The organism is Aliagarivorans marinus DSM 23064 (genome assembly GCF_000429485.1).
Classification (GTDB): domain Bacteria; phylum Pseudomonadota; class Gammaproteobacteria; order Enterobacterales; family Celerinatantimonadaceae; genus Aliagarivorans; species Aliagarivorans marinus.
Genome location: NZ_KE386908.1, coordinates 80,916 through 101,734 on the forward strand (window position 1 = coordinate 80,916; position 20,819 = coordinate 101,734).

18 protein-coding genes are annotated in these 20,819 nt (G+C 55.5%); 6 read left to right on the top strand and 12 right to left on the bottom strand.

All coding sequences use genetic code 11. From position 1 onward, the window contains the following. Positions 1 to 110: 110 nt before the first annotated feature. The gene (mnmL, locus tag G461_RS0117935; protein WP_026972880.1) at positions 111 to 1,025 is read left to right on the top strand and encodes a tRNA modification radical SAM protein MnmL/YtqA; all 915 of its coding nucleotides are present in this window, start codon (positions 111 to 113) and stop codon (positions 1,023 to 1,025) included. Between the two features lie 111 nt (positions 1,026 to 1,136). Continuing rightward, positions 1,137 to 2,966, top strand: a complete 1,830-nt coding sequence (locus G461_RS24725; protein ID WP_051333672.1) for a sensor domain-containing diguanylate cyclase — start codon at positions 1,137 to 1,139, stop codon at positions 2,964 to 2,966. Between the two features lies 1 nt (position 2,967). Here G461_RS24725 and folE2 read toward each other — a convergent pair whose 3' ends face one another. Beyond that, a complete protein-coding gene (gene folE2 / locus G461_RS0117945; protein WP_026972881.1) occupies positions 2,968 to 3,894 on the bottom strand; it encodes a GTP cyclohydrolase FolE2 in 927 nt (308 codons plus the stop codon). 152 nt (positions 3,895 to 4,046) lie between these two features. Between folE2 and arcB the strand changes: the two genes are divergently transcribed. Next, positions 4,047 to 6,416, top strand: coding sequence for an aerobic respiration two-component sensor histidine kinase ArcB (gene arcB / locus G461_RS0117950; protein WP_026972882.1), 2,370 nt, complete (start codon positions 4,047 to 4,049; stop codon positions 6,414 to 6,416). Here arcB and G461_RS0117955 read toward each other — a convergent pair. Both G461_RS0117955 and G461_RS0117960 read right to left on the bottom strand, forming a co-directional pair. Further along, positions 6,393 to 7,298, bottom strand: a complete 906-nt coding sequence (locus G461_RS0117955; protein ID WP_026972883.1) for a LysO family transporter — start codon at positions 7,296 to 7,298, stop codon at positions 6,393 to 6,395. The genes arcB and G461_RS0117955 overlap by 24 nt on opposite strands. A gap of 123 nt (positions 7,299 to 7,421) precedes the next feature. Next, positions 7,422 to 8,213: a sterol desaturase family protein gene (locus G461_RS0117960; RefSeq protein WP_026972884.1), complete on the bottom strand. Its 792-nt coding sequence runs from the start codon at positions 8,211 to 8,213 to the stop codon at positions 7,422 to 7,424. 79 nt (positions 8,214 to 8,292) lie between these two features. Here G461_RS0117960 and G461_RS0117965 point away from each other — a divergent pair, with 79 nt between their 5' ends. Next, positions 8,293 to 8,727, top strand: a complete 435-nt coding sequence (locus G461_RS0117965; RefSeq protein WP_026972885.1) for a GAF domain-containing protein — start codon at positions 8,293 to 8,295, stop codon at positions 8,725 to 8,727. 24 nt (positions 8,728 to 8,751) lie between these two features. After that, the gene (locus tag G461_RS0117970) at positions 8,752 to 9,939 is read left to right on the top strand and encodes a cyclic di-GMP phosphodiesterase (protein ID WP_035480674.1); all 1,188 of its coding nucleotides are present in this window, start codon (positions 8,752 to 8,754) and stop codon (positions 9,937 to 9,939) included. 71 nt (positions 9,940 to 10,010) lie between these two features. Here the strand turns inward: G461_RS0117970 and G461_RS0117975 are convergent, their stop codons facing one another. The 4 genes from G461_RS0117975 to G461_RS0117990 form a co-directional block, all read right to left on the bottom strand. Next, positions 10,011 to 10,472, bottom strand: coding sequence for a copper chaperone PCu(A)C (locus G461_RS0117975; RefSeq protein WP_026972887.1), 462 nt, complete (start codon positions 10,470 to 10,472; stop codon positions 10,011 to 10,013). 22 nt (positions 10,473 to 10,494) lie between these two features. Next, positions 10,495 to 11,088 (bottom strand): SCO family protein, encoded by a 594-nt coding sequence (locus G461_RS0117980; RefSeq protein WP_211236295.1) that lies wholly within the window; start codon positions 11,086 to 11,088, stop codon positions 10,495 to 10,497. A gap of 17 nt (positions 11,089 to 11,105) precedes the next feature. Beyond that, positions 11,106 to 11,558, bottom strand: coding sequence for a hypothetical protein (locus tag G461_RS0117985; RefSeq protein WP_157360362.1), 453 nt, complete (start codon positions 11,556 to 11,558; stop codon positions 11,106 to 11,108). A gap of 154 nt (positions 11,559 to 11,712) precedes the next feature. Beyond that, the gene (locus tag G461_RS0117990; protein ID WP_026972890.1) at positions 11,713 to 12,306 is read right to left on the bottom strand and encodes an acetate uptake transporter; all 594 of its coding nucleotides are present in this window, start codon (positions 12,304 to 12,306) and stop codon (positions 11,713 to 11,715) included. Between the two features lie 189 nt (positions 12,307 to 12,495). Here G461_RS0117990 and G461_RS0117995 point away from each other — a divergent pair, with 189 nt between their 5' ends. Beyond that, a complete protein-coding gene (locus G461_RS0117995; protein WP_026972891.1) occupies positions 12,496 to 12,840 on the top strand; it encodes a 5-carboxymethyl-2-hydroxymuconate Delta-isomerase in 345 nt (114 codons plus the stop codon). On the opposite strand, the gene G461_RS0118000 is transcribed toward G461_RS0117995, so the two are convergent. From G461_RS0118000 to G461_RS0118020, 5 genes are all read right to left on the bottom strand, one after another. Then, positions 12,837 to 13,808, bottom strand: a complete 972-nt coding sequence (locus tag G461_RS0118000) for a carboxylesterase family protein (protein WP_026972892.1) — start codon at positions 13,806 to 13,808, stop codon at positions 12,837 to 12,839. The two genes, G461_RS0117995 and G461_RS0118000, sit on opposite strands and share 4 nt — an antisense overlap. A 53-nt stretch (positions 13,809 to 13,861) precedes the next feature. Further along, positions 13,862 to 14,581, bottom strand: a complete 720-nt coding sequence (locus G461_RS0118005; protein WP_026972893.1) for a MaoC family dehydratase — start codon at positions 14,579 to 14,581, stop codon at positions 13,862 to 13,864. A 476-nt stretch (positions 14,582 to 15,057) separates the two neighbouring features. Then, complete coding sequence (locus tag G461_RS0118010; protein ID WP_026972894.1) at positions 15,058 to 16,269, bottom strand: hypothetical protein; 1,212 nt, start codon at positions 16,267 to 16,269, stop codon at positions 15,058 to 15,060. Continuing rightward, positions 16,266 to 16,913, bottom strand: a complete 648-nt coding sequence (locus G461_RS0118015; protein ID WP_026958614.1) for a hypothetical protein — start codon at positions 16,911 to 16,913, stop codon at positions 16,266 to 16,268. The genes G461_RS0118010 and G461_RS0118015 overlap by 4 nt, the downstream gene beginning before the upstream one ends. Beyond that, entirely contained in the window at positions 16,913 to 20,611 is a 3,699-nt protein-coding gene (locus G461_RS0118020) for an ATP-binding protein (protein ID WP_026972895.1), read from the bottom strand. The genes G461_RS0118015 and G461_RS0118020 overlap by 1 nt, the downstream gene beginning before the upstream one ends. Positions 20,612 to 20,819 lie beyond the last annotated feature (208 nt).

Below are 20,819 nucleotides of genomic sequence, written 5' to 3' on the forward strand. Positions count from 1 at the left end.
CGCTGAGGGTTACGCCCGTGCTTCCTTGAAAAAATAGCTGACTCTTGCACGGGCTTCCTCTAAAATCGCCCAACTTTTATTCAGCAGCCATTGTTAAGCGGTAATCTACGGTGCAACTCGATCTCTACGTCAATACCCTCGGTCGTCATCTAAAACAGCGTTTCCCCCACCGGGTGCGTAAGTTGAGCGTTGATGGTGCATTTACCTGCCCCAACCGCGATGGCACCATCGGTCGTGGCGGCTGCACCTTCTGCAACGTTGACTCCTTTGTAAAGCCCCACCAGCAAAGCTTAGGCGTGGCCGAACAGCTGGAGCAGCGCAAGGCGGAGATGAAGCACAAAGACATTGGCTATCTGGCCTACTTCCAGGCCTACACCTCCACCTATGCGGAGATCGAATATCTGCAAGGCATGTACCAGCAAGCGCTGGAAGACCCCTCAGTGGTGGGGCTGTGTATTGGCACCCGGCCCGATTGTGTACCCGAGCAAGTCTTGAATTTGCTGGCCGACTACCAACAACAAGGCAAAGAAGTGTGGCTTGAGCTGGGGCTGCAAACCGCCCACGACGACACGCTAAAGCGCATCAACCGTGGCCATGGCTTTGCCGAGTTTGCCGATACCGTAGCGAAGGCTAAATCTCTGAATTTGCAGGTGTGTGCCCACTTGATCTTGGGGCTACCGGGCGAGGGGCCTGAGCACTACATGCAAACTCTGCAGCAGGTGCTGGCATTAGATGTGGATGGCATCAAGCTGCATCCACTGCACGTGGTTGAGGGCAGCATTATGGCCAAAGCCTATCGTGCTGGTCGTATCGAGCTAATGAGTCAAGACGAGTATGTGGAGCAGGCGATCCGCTTGATTCAGCACACCCCGCCGGAGGTGGTCTATCACCGAGTCGCGGCTGAGGCGCGCAAACCGCTGCTGGTTGCACCGGATTGGTGTGAGCAGCGCTGGCCGCCGATTACCGCCATTGCCAAGGGCTTGGCGGCGACCGGCGTGCAAGGCTCGCGCTACTGCAGTGAGTAAGTGCTTGATCGCAGTTTTTTAGATCGAGTAATTATTGATCACATTAGCCCTTTATCTTTAAGGTGTTTACTGTAAATTAGAGAGCTGTACACGGAATGATTATACAGTTCAATGTCTTACACACTCCCCACAGATTCTTGGCTGCAGCTGAGTCTGTTTCTCTTTTTAGCCGTCGTGCTTGGCCTGACCACGGTTCTGGTCCGGGTTAGTATGCGGTATAACCGGGTGCGCTCCATCAGTGGGCTGTGTCCCGGTGCGCAGTTGGTGTTCTGCGCTAGTAGTCAAAAGATCCTCTACTGCAACGAGCAGGCCTGCGAGTTGTTTCAGCTCAAAAACAAAGGGAGCCATTGGCGCTTTCCGCAGAGCGGTATGGCCGGGCAACTGCTAAGCCGCCTGTCTGAGACACAGGTGCGTGGCCAGGTGCTCGGGGTACACTGGAACTTCCGCTTGGACGGCCAGCGTTCGGTCGCGATTTTGTACGCTAACCATCGCCGCTACCGAGGTCGCAAGAGCTGGTTTATCAACGCCTATGAAGATGCTGCTGGCTACGACTACCTCAAATCGGTGGAGCAAGAACGTACCCTGTTTGGCGATGTGCTGAACTCGATCCCCGAGTTTATCTACTTCCGTGATGCCGGTGGTCGCCTGCTCGGCTGTAACAGTGCCTGGGCCAGCTTCCATGGCCAGTCGCCCAGTGGCCTGTCGGGCAAGAACATGGCCGACTTTATGACCAAGGAAGAGCTAGAGCAGAGCCAGCAGTTTGACGAGAAGGTGCTCAACGGCGAGCGCTGCCAAAGTACCGAGTGGTTTAGCGCACCGGACGATCAACAGATCCTGCTGCAGCACAACGTCTACCCGCTGCGTAATCCGCAGCGACTGGTAACCGGGGTGCTGAGCGTCTCCTACGATGTTACCAAGTGGCACCAGCTTAACCGTAAGTTAGAGCAGGAAAACCAACACCGCTTGAGCTCGGAGCGCAAACTGGGTCGCCAGAACAGTCTGATCCGCACCGTGTTTAACTCCACCCCCGATCCGCTGGGCTTTTTCGATGACCAAGGGGTTATCGTGGGTGCCAATGAGCCCTTTGCGGCTATCTTTGGCGGCACCAGCAGTGAGGTGATCTCCAAGCACCTCAGCGAGGTGGTAGAGGGCGAGGCGCTGGAGACCCACCTCAAGCAGAATCAGCAGATCCTCGATGAAGGCGAGCCGCTGCGCTACGAAGAGCTGGTCTACTTCAACGACGGTCAGCAGCGTTGGTACGAGGTCATCAAAGGCCCCTATCTGGATGATGTGAGCGGCGAGAAAGGGGTGATCTACATTACCCGCGACGTTACCGAACGCAAAGAGACCCAGCAGCAGCTGGCCGATGCCATTATGCAGCTCGAAGAGCTGAGTTTTATGGACAGCCTGACTCAGGTGGCTAACCGTCGTAGCTTCGATGAGCGGCTAAGCGAGCTGTGGGTGACCCATACCCGCGAAGAGCTACCGCTGAGCTTGTTGCTACTGGATATCGACTGCTTCAAGCAGTTCAACGATAACTATGGTCACCAGAAAGGTGACGAGGCCTTAAAGGTTACCGCGGGGCTGGTCAGCTCGGTGACCAAACGTGGCTCGGACTTAGTCGCGCGCTATGGCGGCGAAGAGTTTGCGGTGCTGCTGCCCAACACCGAAGAGCAGGGGGCCGAGAAGGTGGCGGGCGAGCTGGTGCAAGCCTTTGAGAAGCGCCGTTTTGAGCACCTGTTCTCGAAGGTGAAACCGCATCTAACGGTGAGTGTCGGCGTGGCTACCATTCAACCCGCGGCAGATCGCGACTACGGTGAGCTGGTGGCGATGGCCGATGAGCTGCTCTACAAGGCCAAGAACAGCGGGCGAGCGCGCTATTGTTCAAACGCCAGTGAAAGCCTGACTGAGGTTGGACAGGCTTGCACCAACGGCGCGTGAATTAGGCGGTGTAGCCGCCGGAGATACCTTTGGTGGCAACCGCTACAGCATTGTGGGCGTGCAGGCTTTCCAGGTGGTGTACCTTCAACCAGAAGTCTTGCGCGTCAGCGCGCTGCTCCAGGCAGTGCTTGACGCGGCGCGCGGCGTCTTCACAGAACATCAGGTTTTGGCCATTTAGCAGGGCAAACTGCTGCTCATCTTCGCGCTTCACTGCTGCCTGTACCGGCGTTTTTAGACAATCTTCCACGGCATCGATGATCGACACAAAGGGCATGTCGCCAGCGCCTTGCTGCAGTTTAATCTTCAACTCGGCAATACTGCGCTGGCTGTGCGGGGTGGCCACAATCCCTTGGGTGCTGCCTAGCCAGTTATACACCGTATCCGCGTCCAGTTGAGATTGCTCGGCGAACTGCTCACTGAAGGCCTTTTGGATCAGCTGGCGCGCCAGTGCCGCAGAGCATGGGCAGGTGGACGAGTAGGGGATTTCGAGTCCCAGCTCAACATCCAGACCTTGCGGGCTCAGCTCGGCGGTAATGGTTAGTGGGTAGCTTTTCCAGCCTTCTTTTTTGGAAATCAGCGAGTGACGACGCAGCTGATAGTCGAACTGGAAGGTGACCTTGGCGCGATCACTAAGTTCATGATGACTTTCAATAAATCCTTCGAGCAGGCTGCTGATGCTGGCATAATCGAGAACACCGCCAGTGGAAAGCTCATCTAATAGCAGGTACAAACGGGACATATGGATCCCTTTTGCTTTGGGATCGGCCAGGTTCACGAAGGCGTCGATCTTGGTGCTGACCCGCGTTGGCGCCTGTCCATCGAATGCAGCCATCATGGGCATTTCGATGTGACCCATCCCGACCCAGTTGAGGGTGCCCTCAGTGTTGGCTCGAGAGGTGTTCGCGATGTCAGGCATTGTCTTAGGCATGCACCAAGTACTCCAATTAGTGTGCGAAAAGCTGGGGTGAACAGCGGAGAGGGAAAAAAGTTGGCTAGTTATACCATAAAAGCCAAGTCAAAATTAACCAACTTTCTATGGGGGTATTATTCGACCCTCCTGATAGCTAACGGAAGATAAGCATGCATCCATTCAAGAAGCTCGCTACTTACTACGTATTCCTGTTGTCGCGCCTTGGCGTGGTGAGGTTTAGCGCGACCTTAGCGGTGCTGATTATCTTGGTGGCGCTAACCATTCAGGTGAGCGTCACCTTTGCGCTGACCGGCGATGTATCCTCGGTGGATCTGGTGCGGTCGGTGTTCTTCGGCCTGATTATCACCCCGTGGGCGGTGTTCTTTATGTCGGTGATCGTCGAGCAGTTGGAGGAGTCGCGCCAGCGTCTAACCGGGATGATCCGCAAACTCGAGCAGATGCGTGCCAAAGACCTGCAGATGACCAACCGCCTGCAGGCCAACATCGACCAACTTAACCGCGAGATCGAAGAGCGTGAGCGCGCAGAGTCGGAGCGGAGTCAGGCGATCTTTAAGCTCGAGCGCGAGGTGAAACAGCGTCAGATCGCCCAAGCCGAGTCCGATGAGCGTTACGCCCTGTTGCGTAGCTTTATCGACAGCTCCCCCGATCTGGTGTACTACCGCAACGAAGAGGGGCGCTTCTACGGCTGCAACCGCGCCCACGAAGAGCTAACCGGCCATAGCGAGAAAGAGCTGATCGGCCTCACCCCCTACGATGTTTATCCTGACGAAGTGGCGCAGCGGATCATCGAAACCGACCGGCAGGTGTTTGAAAGCGATGACCTGGTGACCTACGAGCAGTGGCTGGAATACCCCGATGGCCGCAAGGCCTACTTCGAGCTGCGTAAGGTGCCGTTTTATGCGCACACCGGTAAGCGCTTGGGGCTGCTTGGTTTTGGCCGGGACATCACTGAGCGCATGCAACACCAAGCCAGCGTGGAAAAAGCCAACCGCGATAAGACCCAATTTATCTCTACCCTCAGCCACGAGCTGCGTACCCCGCTTAATGGTGTTGTGGGGCTAAGCCAAATGCTGCTGGATACCCCGCTGGATAAAGAGCAGCGCAAGCAGGTGAACACCATCTTGCTCAGCGCTACCTCGCTGGGGAACATCTTTAACGACATCATCGACCTGGATAAGCTGGACCGGCGCCGCTTTGCCGTGGCCTTAGCGCCGATGGACTTCCAAGCATTACTGACCGATATCGAAACCCTGACCCGCCTGCAGGTAGCCTCCAAGTCGTTGGCATTTAGCATGGAGCAACACGGCCCGGTGCCCACCGTGATCAATGGCGATGCGACTCGCTTGCGGCAGGTGCTGTGGAACCTGTGTCACAACGCAGTGAAGTTTACCGAGTCTGGCAAGATTGAGGTGGTGGTGCGCGCCTTTGAAAGCGAGCACGACAACTGCGTAGACCTGCGCATCGAGGTGCATGACACCGGACCCGGGATCCCCGAAGAGGAGCAAGAGCAGATCTTCGCCATGTACTATCAGGCCAAAGGCAGCAAGCAGGCCACCGGTACCGGCATCGGTTTGGCTATCTCGCGTCAGCTGGTGCAAGCCATGGGCGGCGATTTAGAGGTAGAGAGTGAACCGGGTAAGGGCAGCTGCTTTACCATCAGTTTAGAGGTGGAGCTAGATAGCCTGCCTGAACAGGCAGAGCAGATTGAGCATCCGCCGCTGGAGATCCTGCTGGTGGAAGACGTGGAGCTTAACGTCACCATCGCCAAAGCGCTGCTAGAGAAGCTTGGCCACACTGTGGCGGTGGCCATGACCGGCACCGAGGCCTTGGATAACTTCAACCCTGATGACTTCGACCTGTACCTGCTGGATATACAGCTGCCAGATATGACCGGTTTTGATGTGGCGAAGCGATTACGCGAGCGCTTCCCCGCCTCGCACTTGCCGCCGTTGGTGGCTCTGACCGCCAACGTGATCCGCGACCGGGCCGACTTTGATGACGCCGGCATCATCGATATCGTCAACAAGCCGATCAACTACAACGCGATGGTTGGCTGTTTGAACAAGATTTTCTATATCGGTGAACAGGAACAGCAGCCCGAGCGTCAGGCTGCGGCCAAGAAACTACCGTCCCATGTGGTGCTAAGCCGCAGCTCGAAACCGGTGCTCGATTATGACTTAATCGCGCAGTTTGTAGAGAACCTTGGTCCTGAGATCTTTATCGACAGCGTGGAGCTGTTCGCGGAGGTGATGCCGGGCTATCTGAAGATCCTCGAATCGAACCTGACCGCTCAGGATCAGGAAGGCATTGCCAGTGAGGCGCACAAGATCAAAGGCGCTGCCGGTTCGGTGGGCTTGGCGCGTTTACAACGTTTGGCCAATAAGATCCAAAGCCCCGAGCTACCCGCATGGGAAGATAACGTGGAGGATTGGATCCATCAGCTGGTGCACGACTTCCCGGGCGACCTTGAGCTGCTCAGAGAAGAGGTCGCACGGCTAGACCAAGCCAAGCCAGAATAGCACTAGCACCGGGCAGAGCAGGCTGAGGATGAAGCCGCTGGCGATGGCAACCGGTACGATCTGGTTTCCGCCGGCGCGTTGCAGCATCGGCAGTGAAAAGTCCATGGCGGTGGCCCCGGCATAGCCGATAATCGCCGCTGGGCTGCGCCCCATCAGCACGGGGATCAGCAGCAAGGTAAGTAGCTCCCGGCCCATATCCACCATAAAGGCGGTACTACCCAGAACCGGGTTCAAGCCGTCGCCAATCAGCGCCCCCGACAGCGAGTACCAGCCATAGCCGCTGGTCATCGCTAGGCCCGCCGCCCACGGCAGCTCAAAATACCAGGCCGCCGCCAAGCCCACCGGCATTGAGCTTACCACCACAGTAAGGGCGATCAGCAAGCCACGACGATTTAGCAGTAGTTGGCGCAGGCTGATCCCGGCAGCGCGCAGGTCGATGCCGATGGCGAACACCAGCGCCACCAGTGCCCACTCGGCAATGGCAGACTGAGCGGGGAGCGCTTGGCCATGCAGTAAACCCAGTAGCAGGCCAACGCCCACAGTGGCAATCAGTCGCAGCGGCTCAGCCAATGAGGCGCCTTTCGATTGACCGGCGGTTTCGCTGTGAGGACTTGGCATCGCCAGATAGCGGCCAATCAGATACAAGCAGCCTAAGTTCGCGATAAGCAATGCGCCGACCAAGAACAGGGTTTGTTGCAGCATCGCCAGTAGGTTACTGCCTAAGTCTTCGACCAAGGCCAGGCCAAAGCCCATCAGGAACAGAATCAGGTAGAGCATGGCGCTGCTAAAGCGGCGCAGTACCAACTGTAGGGAACGAGAGTGAATGCGAATACAGTAGCCGGCGAACAAGGCGCCTAAGATCAATAACAGTCCGGTGTACATGGTTTCCAGTTTGGTTGCAGCCAGTTAGGTTATACAGAGAAGGGTTAATTACGAGCGCGGCTATTATACCCGAGCTGGCTCAAAAGCAGGGCTTTGAGTTTCGCTCCGAGGCGCAGTGTGCGCTTAGCGCTTGCGAAACGGTAGCAGCAACAGGCCGAGTAAGCGCTGATTATCGCGGCTATCCGGCCAGTTCTTCAGACCAAATTGAATCCCTTGCTGGCCCTCTCGCGGCGCATGACGGTAGCTGGCAAATAAGCGGTCCCAACACGACAAGCTAAAGCCGAAGTTGCGGTGGTGCTCATCCGGGCGCTGTGAATGGTGGATGCGATGCATATCCGGGGTCACCACCAGATAACGTAGCCAACGTTCCAAGCGCTCGGGCAAGGCCAAATTGGCGTGGTTAAACATCGCCATACCATTGAGCAACATTTCAAACACCACCACTGCCAAAGCTGGGGCACCCAACAACGTGATGGCCGCCAGTTTCAGCAGCTGCGACAGCACAATCTCGATGGGGTGGAAGCGCAGCGCCAAGCTTACATCGAAGTCTTGATCAACATGATGCACCCGGTGCAAGCGCCACAGCCAAGGGATGCGATGGAATAGTCGATGCTGCCAGTAGATCAGGGCATCCAACAGCAATACACAGACCACGCCCCAAACCAGCGGATGGAGCGACAGCCAGTTGCCCAGCCCCCATCCCTGTGCGTGCAGATACCAAGCCAGGCCAACGCCAGATAAGGGAAGCAGTAAGCGGGTCAGGATCTGCCCCAAGGCCAGGATCGCAAAATTGGCCGGCCAGCGCTGGCTACGTGGAATAGCCCGATTGTGCTTTGGCCAGCGCGCTTCCAACAGCAGCAAGCTCACGCACAGACCGAGGAAAATAGTAATCCGAACAATAGTGATAGCATCCATACTGTGAGTATACGAGGATCGCGAAATCCCTGAAAATAGTTTACCTTTTTGATTGAACTAACAATTACTTGACCTTGCCATGGATTGGGACAACTGGTTAAAACAGCATACGCAGCAACTGGGTATGGAGATGGGCATTATCAGCCAAGTGGATGGCGACCACTACTTGGTGTTGCACGTCTACTCAGAGCTAGGCTTTGTTGAAGTAGGCGACCGCTATGAGCTCACCAACACCTACTGTCAGGCGGTGGTTGAGCAACAACAGATGATTGCCATCGACCATGTGGCCAAGCTCAGCGACTGGAGCCTGCACCCTTGCTACCAAGCCTTGCAACTAGAGAGCTATATCGCCACGCCGATATGGTATCAGCAGCGGGTTTTCGGTACGCTGAACTTTTCCTCCCTCAGCCCTAAAAAGGGAGGCTTCAGTGCCTTAGACAAACTGAAAGTACATGAGCTGGCCCAAGAGATTGAAGCCAGTGGGCTCACGGCGCAGGGAATGCGAACCATATAAAACGCACGGAGTGCATAAATACGAATGACGAATAGTGGTGTAAAGCTAACCGTGGTTCCCGTTAACCAGCTACAGGTGGGCATGCTTGTGGTCGGCATTGCGGAGCAATCCGGTAAAGCCTCGTTGTCCCAGTCTGGTCGCATCTCCAGCACCCAGCAGATTGCCTTACTGCAAAAAAAAGGTATTAGGAAAGTCAAAGTTCAACTCGATTCTCCCCACCGGTTTTCTAGCGAGCCTGAAGAGCTGGAAGAGAAGAAGCTACCTGAATCCCCCCCGCAGCCAGAGCCGCCCACCGAAGGCACTAAAGTTAAGGCTATCTTCAACGAAGCAAAATCGCTGCAAGGTAAGTACTTTGAGCAGTTGCGCCAGGGTGAGCCCATCGATATCCGGCCGATGGAGAAGGCCGCTGGTGCGTTAATCGACTCATTGGATAACAACAGCGATGCCCTGTTGTGCCTGGCCAAGATCCGCGCCAAAGACCGTTATCTGATGGAGCACTCGCTGAATGTTGGGATGCTATTAGCGTATTTTGGCCGCTCGTTGGGGATGGATAAGCAGGTACAGCGTCAGTTGTTGATTGGCGGCATGCTCCACGACATTGGTAAGATCATGACCCCCGACGAGGTGCTGCATAAAGCTGGCCGCCTAGATGATGCTGAGCTGACGATCATGCGCGAGCACGTTGTCCACTCCAAAGAGATCCTAAGTAAACAGCGCGGCTTCAGTGAGATTATGATTGAGGTGGCCAGCAACCACCATGAAAGGCTGGATGGCAGCGGCTACCCCTTGGGCCTTAAAGGTAATCAACTGAGCGTATATTCGCGTATGGCGCTGATTGTGGACTGCTACGATGCCTTAACCGCCGACCGTGTCTATAAAAGTGGTATGACGCCAACCGAGGCATTTCGGACCTTACTCGGTGGCGCAGGCACCCAATGTGACAAGGTGCTGCTGGAGAAGTTTATCCGCTGCATCGGTGTGTATCCGGTAGGGACCATGGTGAAGCTTAAATCGGATCATTTGGCGGTGGTGATACAGCGTAACGAGATGAAGCCACTGCGACCCAAGGTTAAGCAGGTGTTCGACCTGGCCACGGATGCGCAGTGTCCCTTTAAGCTGATCGATCTAAATGGCTCTGAGGAAGAGGAGATTCTCCAGGCTGTGTCAGCGCGGGACTATGGTTTGGTGATTGATGATTTTATGGAGCGTTAGTTATCGATTAACAAGACGAGAGGCAAGCTCTCGTCTTGTTAGTGCTTATTGCTTGTCGTATTGTTTAGCGTTTAGTGCTGATGCTTATGATGTTGCATGCCCGCTGCCACTTTCTTGATTGGCGCACTAATCTGTTGGCTTGAGCCATCGCTAAACTGCAGTTCCAACTTCAGGCTGTCTCCTTCCACTAAAGGCTTTTCCAAACCGAACAGCATCACATGTAAGCCACCGGGTTTGAGCATCACTTCGCCATTGCCAGGCAGGTCTATCGCATCGACTTGGCGCATCATCATAATATCGCCCTCTTGCACCATGGTGTGCAGCTCTACCTTGCTGGCTTGTTGGGTGGTTGCGCTGACTAAGCTGAGCGAAGACGCGGCATCATTTTTAATATGCATAAAGGCGGCAGAGGTAGTCACGCCCGGAGGGGTAGCGCGTACATAGGGATGAGCAATAATGATCTCGGCGAAGGCGGGAATGCTGAGCAGGCCAAGCTGGCTAAGCAACAGCGAGATGAATAACGTCCGTGTCATAGGTATCTCCGGTGAAAAGTGTTTAGTTGTCTATGTGAGCGATGATCGCATCAACCAAGGGCTGGGGATCCAAGGTATGGGGAATGCGCTCCAGCAGGCGACCCTGTCCGTCAAGTAGGTAGAAAAACGAGCTGTGATCCACGCTGTATTCCATCGCCGAGTCAGGCGTGTCGACATACTTGTAATACACCCCAAGCTGCTGGCTCAAACCCAGCAACTGGCCCTCATGTGGAGTCAGGCCAACGATGTTGGGATGAAAGTATCCCGCATACACAGTACTTTTCTCTGGGGTATCCCGTTTGGGGTCGAGGGTGATAAACAGGCCTTGCACGGCGGCAAGCTGCTGCGGGCTCAAGGCGTTAAAGGCTCCGGATAACATCGCTAAAGAGGTGGGGCAAACATCCGGGCAATGGGTAAAGCCAAAGTAGGCGATATACAGAGCTTGCGTAGGCTGAAGGCCACTAAAGCGACCATCGCTACTGGTGATGTTAAGTAGCTCAGCGGGCACCTGAATGGGCGCTGTTGAAGCGGGCGCAGTAGCTATTGGTGCTGGCTCATCGGGGGCAAAAAAGCGAAAGCTGGCGAAGCCCAGCGCGAAACTTATCAGGATCGTCACGACCCACTGCCACGTCTTCATTGACTGTTTACCTCAAAGCCTAATTGAATGGGATGTTGTGGATCGTTGGATTGAATGCGTACCAACCAGCGCATCTCTCCCGATGTGCAGTAAGGCAGTAACACCTCACTGTGATAGCGGCCATGTTCATCGGCCTGCAGGGTTTGATTGATCTCGCCCATAAACATATCGATGCCGGCAATGGTCATGGTTATCTCTGGCGCAAACTCGCTGCTGGTTTGGATATCTATCGGATGCAGTTGCATCGAGGCCAACTCGCGTCCTGGCAGCGATACCTGCCATTGTTGCTGCTCGATCTGCCAGCTGCAGCTGCCTTGAGCATCCAGCTCACAAGCGTGATAAACCTGCGTCGGCGATGAGCGAACAAACTGCTGAACGAGGAAACCGCTCGCCAGACCCAATACGGCCACTGCAGCTGCACAAAGCAGTAATTTGGGGGATAAAGTCACAGCAAGTACTTAAGTATTTAACGACTTGGCAACTAATTTACAGCGCTTTGATTACCCGGGCAAGGCGTGCGAACTGGAAAGGTGAAGCGCAACAGAATCATACTGTTGCAGTGGCAGGCAAGGGCAAGCAGATGCGCTTGCCCAAGGCGAGCAATTAAGCTGCTGCAGCCAGTTTTAGCTCTGGCTTTTTACGGTCGATAGGCAGGATCACACGGCCGTATTCGTTGTTCAGTACCTGTGCCATACCGAAGTAGATAGCAGACAGGCCACAGAAGATACCTTCCCAACCAGCAATGGTGCCGATCAGCTCGTTGCCGGTGAAATCACGGATCGCCAACAGGAAGAACAGGATGGTCAGGCTGCCGAATACCACTTGCTTGGCAACCGGGTAGCGCAGTGAGCCAACAAACATAAAGGCGGTGAACAGGCCCCACATCGCCAGGAACCAGCCCATGTAAGCATGCGGGCTAGCTTCTGCCAGGCCCATCTTGGGCATGACCAATAGGCCAACAAAGGTCAGCCAGAACAGGCCGTAAGAAGTAAACGCGGTGGTACCGAAGGTATCGCCACGCTTAAAGCACATGATGCCAACAATTACCTGTGCCAAGCCACCGTAGAACAGACCCATTGATAAGATCATGGCATCGATTGGGAAGAATCCCGCGTTGTGGATGTTGAGCAGTACGGTGGTCATACCGAAGCCCATCAGGCCCAGCGGTGCTGGATTGGCAGTGGTTTGGCTTGTCATGTAACAGTGATCCTGAATATGCTAAATAAGGACTCCGTAGGCAGGGCGCAGTTATCCTTATCGCAGGCGCCAAAACTGTGATCCATGTCTACTTTGGAGCGAAATCGCGCGGATATTACCCGAAAGCATTGTCCACCACAATGCCTAAAATTTGACTAGTTGGAATTTGTTCGAAAAGGAGAGCAAGCCATGCCCCATTGCCTGATTGAATATGCCAGTGAACTGGAAGAAACGCTGGATGTTCAAGCGCTGGTTCACGCGGTCTATCGCTGTGCCAAAGACAGCCAGCTGTTTGCTGAAGGAACAGTAAAAGTCAGGGCTAGCAGTTTTGCCTACTACCAAACCGATTTTGCCGACCCAAGCTTTGTGCATCTGCGCATCCACCTGTTCCCGGGGCGCAGTGCAGAGCAAAAACAACGCTTGAGCGGCGCTATGCTGACAGCCTTGGAAGCGCAAGCACCCAAGATCCAGCAACTCTCGGTAGAGCTACTGGATATCGATACTAGCTGTTATAGCAAGCGGATCCTCGATTAATCGAGCTTGTCGAGCAAGGCAAGGCGGGCGAGCACTAACTGTTTCAGTTCGCCCTGTTCGCGGATAAAGCGCAGCACACCAATACTGCAGCTGAACATGTCCTCCCCCATTGCCGCCAGTGGCAGCTCCATCATCTGACCGTCTTGGTCCTGACAGTGCAGCTCCAAGCGTCCACCTTGATGGATGGTGACAAAGTCATCCTCACTGCCATAGCGCCCTTGATACTCGTGCATGTCGGCAATCACCGGCTCGCTATCTGCAACCGAGGATTGCTGCTGCTCCAGCAGCCATGCCCAAAAGGCGGGAGAGTCGTAGACTGGCTCCCAGGAAGGGTGGGCAATCTGCGGGTATTGGATGTAGTTGAGGGTGGCCTCTCTTGGCAACTGTCCCAAGGTATCAAACAACTCTTGAGAGAATTTGGCGGGCACCACATCGTCGAGCAGGCCATGGGCTAGGTAAATGGGCAGCTGATTGAGGCGTTTGTATAGGGTGGCGCAGATCGGTCGGGCATCCAACTGCATCGACCAAGGAGCCAGCAAGTTGGGATCGCCACCGGCAATGGGAGCGAGGGCAGCGAAGCGCTGTGGGGAACGCAGCGCCCAGTTAAGTGCGCCAAAGCCGCCCATACTCAGGCCCGTGAGGTAGACCCGTTTAGGGTTGATGGGGTGGCGTGCCATCAGTTTGTCTAACAGGCTCTCTAGCTCATCCAGCTCCCAGCCCATGCGTCCTTCCGGTACGTGCGGGGTTAGGGTGAATGCGGCCAGCTGATGGCGCTGCTGATAACGCAGTGGCCCAAAGTCTTCAAGATGGCTGATATCGCCGCCAATCTCGCCACGGCCGTGCAGAAATACCACCATGGGCCAACCGTCGGCCGGTTGATAGCCTAAGGGCTCAGACAATAGGTAGCGATAGGATTGGGCACCAAGGTGCAGGTGCTGAGAAGAGTGAAGCTGAAATTCTGCAGGCATGGGCATTTCTCCAACACGCCTGCATTATTCACTGTTTGGGCTTAAGGCAGGCCTTAGAAATAGAGTCTGATTACTGATTCAGTCACACATGCCGGGCGACGGCAACCCTCGATCTCCACTTTCATCTCTTTTACTAGCTCCAGACCACGTTTTATGGGGGTCACACTAAGTAATTTTGTGCGCGCTCGCACGTTGTTCCCGACTTTAAGTGGATAAGGGAAACGCACCTGATTCAGCCCATAGTTCACCACCATTTTAGCGTTGGGGTGCTGTGGCTGCTCAGGATTGACGCTGTCGCTCAGATAAGGGATCAGCGATAGGGTCAGGAAGCCATGGGCAATGGTGGTCTTAAAGGGGGATTCGCTGGCGGCACGCTCAGGATCGGTGTGTACCCACTGATGATCCATGGTCACGTTAGCAAACTCGTTGATGCGCTTTTGATCCAAGTGCAGCCATTCGCCCACGTGGATCTCTTCGCCCACCTGTGGCAACAGCGTGTCGTACTCCGCTTGCGCTTCTGCGCTCAACTCAATAGCGGGCTTCGCAGGCTCTACTGCGATAGCTTGTTCGGCATCGCTGCCGTTCACTGCGCTGGTGGCTTGGCCATTGCTCACCAAGCTCTCGCGAACCTGACTCGCCAGTTGAGTCTGATTCGCCTTATTCAGGAATTCCATCCAGTAGTCACGCAGTGATGGTGAAAGCCAGTCCTTTAGCTCCAGAGGATTGTTCGCCAAGATTTCGCGCTTGGTCTTGATAAAATCGACTACTTTCATCGTTTAACCCATATGGATACAGTGGCGGCGCATTCTAAAGGAAAGCTCCGACCAGTTAAATAGCCTAGCACTATTTAATCGTGCAAAAAAACGTCAGCGATAAGTGGGATTTATCTCACACTATTGCAATTAGCTCCAGCGTAAACAACCAATTAGTGCTTTTTGAGCGGGTTATTCTGCTTGATCTTGTTGCCTCTTTTCGAGGAAAAGCGGAATTTGCAGCTTGATCATAAGCTGTTGAATTACGCTGGTTTCTACTAAGCCGAAATCTACGCAGGCATCGTGCCCATTGATTCGACCAGACAGCTAAATGTTGGCTGGCGTGCTCCAACCGTCCGATTTACTGACTTTCTTGAGGTAATCTTGCTGAAACTAGGAGGGGGCGCCGAGCTGAGACTGCGGCGATGTGTATTTGCGAACAGTAGGGCAAGTCGAGGCTTACCCTGCTGTTCGCAGCATAAGCCTCGAGTGCCATATCAGCGCACCGCCACGGTAATGTCGGTCACGATCCGGTTACCGGTAAACTGTCCATAGTCTTCTTCGTGATGCTCCAAACTAAAGTACTGGCGCTGTTCGTCGGGTAGGGCGTGGTAGCTACCCCATACCTGATACAGCCACACTTCGGCTGGCCATGTCAGCTCATTCTGCTCCAGATAATCCAAGGCGCTCAGCTGTTGCAGGCTATCGAAGCTGGAGACGAGGTAGTCTTCCACATCACGCTTGATCTGCTGCTCACTCAGGGCGAACTCTTCGCTGGCTTCCAGGCTTAGCTCGCTGGAGGCTTCCGGCTCGTGTTGATTGTGCCGGCGCGGCTTAAGCTTGCTGGCCAAACTCAGCAGCGGCTGCTCATGGTCCTGATGACGAATATCTACCGCTGCCGGGCGAATACAGGCTGGCGGTTGATTCAGCAGATCAGGTAGCTGGCTTTGTAGCGTCCAGTCCTTCGGCTGGTAATCGGGCTGGCGCTCGCAGTGGAGGGCAAAGCCCTTGAGCAAGCGCGCCTTGCCGCGCAGTTCGCGGAAGCGGCCTAGCAGCGCCAGTAGGCGCGACTGCACCACGGCCAGCTCTTGGGTACACTCTTCCACCGCTACCGCTAAGTGCAGCACCAGCAAGCGGCGCAGCTCGCGAATATCGCCGGCGGTTTGGCTGAGCGATTCAAAGCTAAGCAGCGACAGGCTGTCGAGCAGTTCTTTGACTTGTTGCTGGGCCAGTTGGTTTTCGCGGATCTTGGCGCTGAGGCTGGCCACATAGCCAAACTCGTTGTTGATCCGGCTCCAAAGCGCTCGGGTGCTGTGGCGCAGGCTCTCGGTTAGCTGGTAGGTATGCTGGGTCAGATCCTGCAAGTAGGCATCGGCGGCGGCCAGATCGCCTTGGTGGCGCGCCTCTTTATAGTGGCTGGCCAGAGTTTTCAGGCTGTTTAAGCGGGTGCCAACGTTGGCATCAATCTCGCGGTTACGGATATCGCTGAGCGCTTCTTCCAGCAGGCTGCGCAGGTTGGAGCTAAGCATCAACGGGCTATCCGCGTCAGGTCGAAACACCAAGCCGGCTTGCAGCAGCGCTTGGGCCTGCTTGGCGTCCAGCTCGGCTTCGTTTAGTTGGCCATTGGCATAGCCTTCAATTAGCGCCTCGCTGTTGCGATCCAACAGCTTAAACAGGCGCTTACCAGCTTTTAGCAGGTTGGGGTTCACAGCAAGGTCTCCTGCTGATTGAGTGCATCCATGGCGTGCTGTTCGAGCGCCAGGTCTTCCGCCTCATCGATAAAGCGCAGCAGCTCGTAGAGGTAGTCCAGCTTGGCGGTGGCGGTGTAGATCAGCCGCTCGGGGTTGGGGCGGATAAAGTAGCCGTGCTCCACCAAGCGCTTGAATACCTGCTTAAGCTGGCCATCCACCGAGTTACTGGTAGAGCCAAACAGGCGGTATTGAGCCACTTTGGCCAGCTGCTCGCGCAGCGCTGGGGTGTCTTCAATCACGCTCTGTAGTTCGTTGAGGCGTAGTGGATCGCCGGCCGATAGCGGGGCATCGCTGCCTTGCGCTTCTTGGGCCAGTAGCAGCCATTCCACTAAAGGATGTAGGTGGGTGGCAATCTCTTGGAACTGCGAGCTCAGCACCCGGTGCTCATCATCGCCCAGCACCTCATAGGCGCAGAAGTAAACTTCGCCGTCGCAGGCGCTGGCCAGGCGACGGTTCAGCGGCGCGAGCTGGTGGTTGATGGTGGCGCGGTTGGCTTCTAAGCCTAAGTAGCTGAAGGCGTCTTCATCGCTAACGGCGCAGATAAACTGGCCTTGCAGCAGGGCTTCTAATACACGGCCATTTTCAGTCATTGCGGCACTCATTAGCTGGCCTCCTTCGCTTTACGGGCTTGTTCGAGTTTTTGCTGGAGCGCGCTTACCCGTGGCTGCACGGTTTGTAGCTGGCGCTTCTCGCGGTTGATGATGTAGCGGTGGGTGAACAAGTCCAGCACCTCCGACTCGGGGTTGGGAAAGGCGCCGAGAATGCGAATGTTGTTGTGATCGCAGGCTTGGAAGATCTTCTTCACGTTGCTTTGGTGCAGGGTGCCCAGCTCATCGATTGGCCAGTGAATGGCGCTGTCGGCGTTACCGCGCAGCAGGCGGGTAAAGGCCAGCAGGAACTTACACAGGATCAAATAAGCCATACCGTGGCTACTACTCTCGTTGAGCTGGCGGTCGGTGCGGATAATCAGGTCGCTGTTGCCTTCGCGTAGGTGCAGCTCCACCATCAGCAGGCGGCCAATCCCCTCTTTGAGGGCGCTGCGGCCAATGATCTCCAGCGCTTGTTTCATCGACAGGGCGTAGTCGCTCTCGGGCAGTTGGCTAAAGCCCTGTTTTTCCCACTGTTGGTAGTGGCTGACAAAGCTTTCCAGCTCGCCCCAGAACTCCAGTTCGGCGATCTTGGAGCGGATCTTCACCGCCGAGCCACTGACGCCATCAAGACTCAGGTCTTCGCCGATCTCCTTGGTGATGCGGCGGCTCTGGCTCTCGATGCGTTGGTCGATATCGCGCAGGTTCTGGTAGAAGTTACAGATACTCATACCGAAGTTGCGACCCAGCTCGATAAGACCCTGGATCTTCTGCGGCAGCAGGCCGTTAAGCAGATCGCTCAAGGTCGGCACCAGTGCTACGTAATCGGTGATGCTATCGCCGTCGGCATCCAGGCGCAGGTGCTCTTGGCGTGCTCGCTCCCAGATATCGCTGAACTCACTGCCGGCTTGCTGGGCTAGCAGGCTATCAAACTTGCGCACCCCATCTTCAACTTGCTGCAGCTGCTGCTTGCGTTGGTGCAGGGCTTGCTCGGCTTCGCGCAGATGCTCGGCAATCGCGGCTTGGTCTGGGTCGCTGAGTTGCTCACTAGAGAGTGGCGGTAGTTGTAGCTGCTTGAGCTGTTTTAGCTGGCCTGCCAGCTGCTCTTGTAGGGCGGTGAGCTCGTCGAGCTTCTGCTGTAACTGCTTGAGCTCGCTTTGTTGCTGTTGCTGGCTGGCCTTGAAGCTTGCCTGAGCTTGAGCGAAGTCTTGCTTGGCTTGGCTGTGGTCCTGCTTGGCCTGTTGCAGCTTATCCAGCAGCGACGGTTTTTGCTGTAGCCACACCTGCTTGTGCCAGATACGGTATTCGTTCACCAGATCCTGGCTCTCTTCGGCGCTAAGGATCTGCTGTTTGAGTTGTTTCTGCTGGTTGGCCAGGTCGATGATCATGGCATCGTCCAGCCCTTGGTTTTGCAGCTCGGCGCGATACCACTGCTCGGCCTCGTCCAGTGCTTGCTTGGCTTGCTGTTGGCGCTCGCCGATGCGCTTCTTGGCGCGGCGCTCTTTGTCTTCTAGTTCATCGACTCGCTCTTGCCACCAGGCCATCTTCTCGAGGCGGGTTTCTTGGGCCTGCTCTTCCAACTCGCTCAAGTGCTCTTGGTGCTGCACATCTGCGGCATCAAGCGCCTTTTGCAGCTGGGTAAGCTGCTGCTGCAGGCTGAGGCGGCGGGTTTCCAGCTGTTGGTTAAACTGCTCTTTGAGTAGCTGCTTTTCTTGTTGCAGGTGGCTGAGTTTTTCCTCGGCATTGGCCTCGGCTGAGCTGGCTTGGTTGAGGCTGAATTTGGCCTTTTGCAGCTCGCTGTTGGCCTCGGCGAGCGCTTGCTCGGCTTGTTGTTGTTGAAGCTGATACTGCTCCAGCTCGGCCTCAGCCAGTTGCAGCTCTTGCTTAAGCTGAGCCTCGTTCTTGGCATGTGCAGGCAGTTCGATGGCTTTGAGGTCGACCTTGAGGCCGAAAAAGCTATCGGATTCGCCGTGGAACTCCGGTTTCAGGTCGCGGCGACTGAGTAGCTCGGGGGTAATCAGCTTACCGATGTGCTCTTCCCAGCCCGGCGCTTCGCTGCGCAGGTTGGCCAGCAGGCTGTTATCTTGTGGGTGCAGTTGCTCGCGCAAATCGGCAATCTGGCGCGACGCGCTTTGCGCCTCATGGCGCGCCTGAGTCAGGCGCTTGTCGCAGTCGTGCTGGCTTTCCAGCGCCTGGCGTTGCAGCTGCTCTTGCTTGCGGCGCTGTTGGCTAAAGTGCTGTAGCTTGGCTTGGGCATCTTCTAAACGGGTATCCAGCTGATTGAGCTGGTTGTTTTGCTCGGCATCGAAGCCCAAGTTAGCGGCCTTGGCTTTGAGCTCCACCTGCTCGAGCTGGCGCTGATGCTGCTGCTCGGAGAAGCGCTGCTTAAGCTCGCTTTGTTGCTGCTGATGCTGGCGCTCTAGCTGGCTGATCTCTTGTTGCTGCTGCTGACGTTCGCGGGAGAGCTGCTCGCTGATGGTAGTCAGCTCTGGGTGTAGCTTGGCAAGGGCGTTATTCAACTGCTCGTTGGTCTCGCTCTTGCGCTGGTTAAATGCCGCCTCGATGTTGCTGTGCTGTTCGGTTAACAGCTGGTGGCGCTGGGTAACCTCGGCCAGCTGCTCACGACGGCTGGGCAGCAGCTCCAGCTCATCCACCAGGCTGTCGATGTCTTTGTCTTGCCAGTGGTTGTACTGGTCTTCAATCTGGTTGAGCTGCTCATCGAAGGTGCTCTCGTCGGCTTGCGCCTGACTCAGCCGTTTTTGCAGCTCAAAGCTCTGCTCCTTCCACTGGGTTTCCAGCTGTTGTAGCGCAAGCTTGGCGCCTTGCAGCTGGTTTTGCTGGGACTCACTGTCGGCGGCCAGTAGCGCCTGATCGTTTTTTAGGTAGCGGTTAAGCTGGCTGAGGCGTTCAAGGTTACTTTGCAGTTGATGAAAGGATTGCTCCAACTTCACAAACTTCGGACGATTCGATTCGAAGTGCTCAATCAACTGGCTTTCTTGGATCCAGCTCTGGGCGTTGGCGGCATTCACCTTGGTAGGGGTGAGTGATACCCCGTCTTCTTCCAAGATGGCGGCAATCATCGACTTGATGGTCTCCATCTTGCCTTCTTTGGAGTGCACTGCCTTGGCCAGTTTCTCGATATGGCGCAGGCTATGGCGCGGGTCACACATCGAGAAGCGTTGTGCCAACTGCTTGATATCGCCATCGCTGGCTAGCTGCAGGCCGCGGTCATTCTGGATAATCGCTCGGTACTGGCGGGTGTTGAGCATGCGGCTCACGGCCACCGGTTGCTCTTGGTATTCGCGTTTTTTGAAGGCGCGGCCCAACTCGTCGGGGCTAAAACACAGAATGCCGGTGTCGCTGCGCTGTTTAACGAAGTCTTCCAGATCAAAAGGCTTGCCCACCAAGCGGTACTTTACGCCTTGTTCTTCGCGGGCGCTGGAGAGGATCACCTGAGCAATTTGGCCGTCATGCTGTTGATACTCATAGCTGATGTAGCTGGCTTCGCGCGGCAGGTACCAGCGCTCAAAGCTGTCGCGGGTGCTGGGGACAACTCGGCTGGGGTATTCGCCATAGAATACCGGAATCAAACGTTGCAGGGTGGTTTTACCCGAGGCGTTGGTCCCGCAGATATTACTATGCTGGTCCAGTTTCAGTTCGACCACGCCATTGAGATGGGTGTCGATAAGTATGATTCGTAATAGGCCTGACACGGCGGATCCTTTAATAAGACTTCTCTTTTAGCGTCCACATTGTTACCAGAAATTGCCGATCAAGCATAGCGCGCGGCCCTTGCTTGGTTCTCGTTTAAGCAAACTGACCACAAATGCATCACCACTAAGCAAAATAAACACAAAATTTTGCCAATAAATGGGTGAAAATAGCGACAAAGTGTGCGAATATCGCGCCCCCTTGTGACTC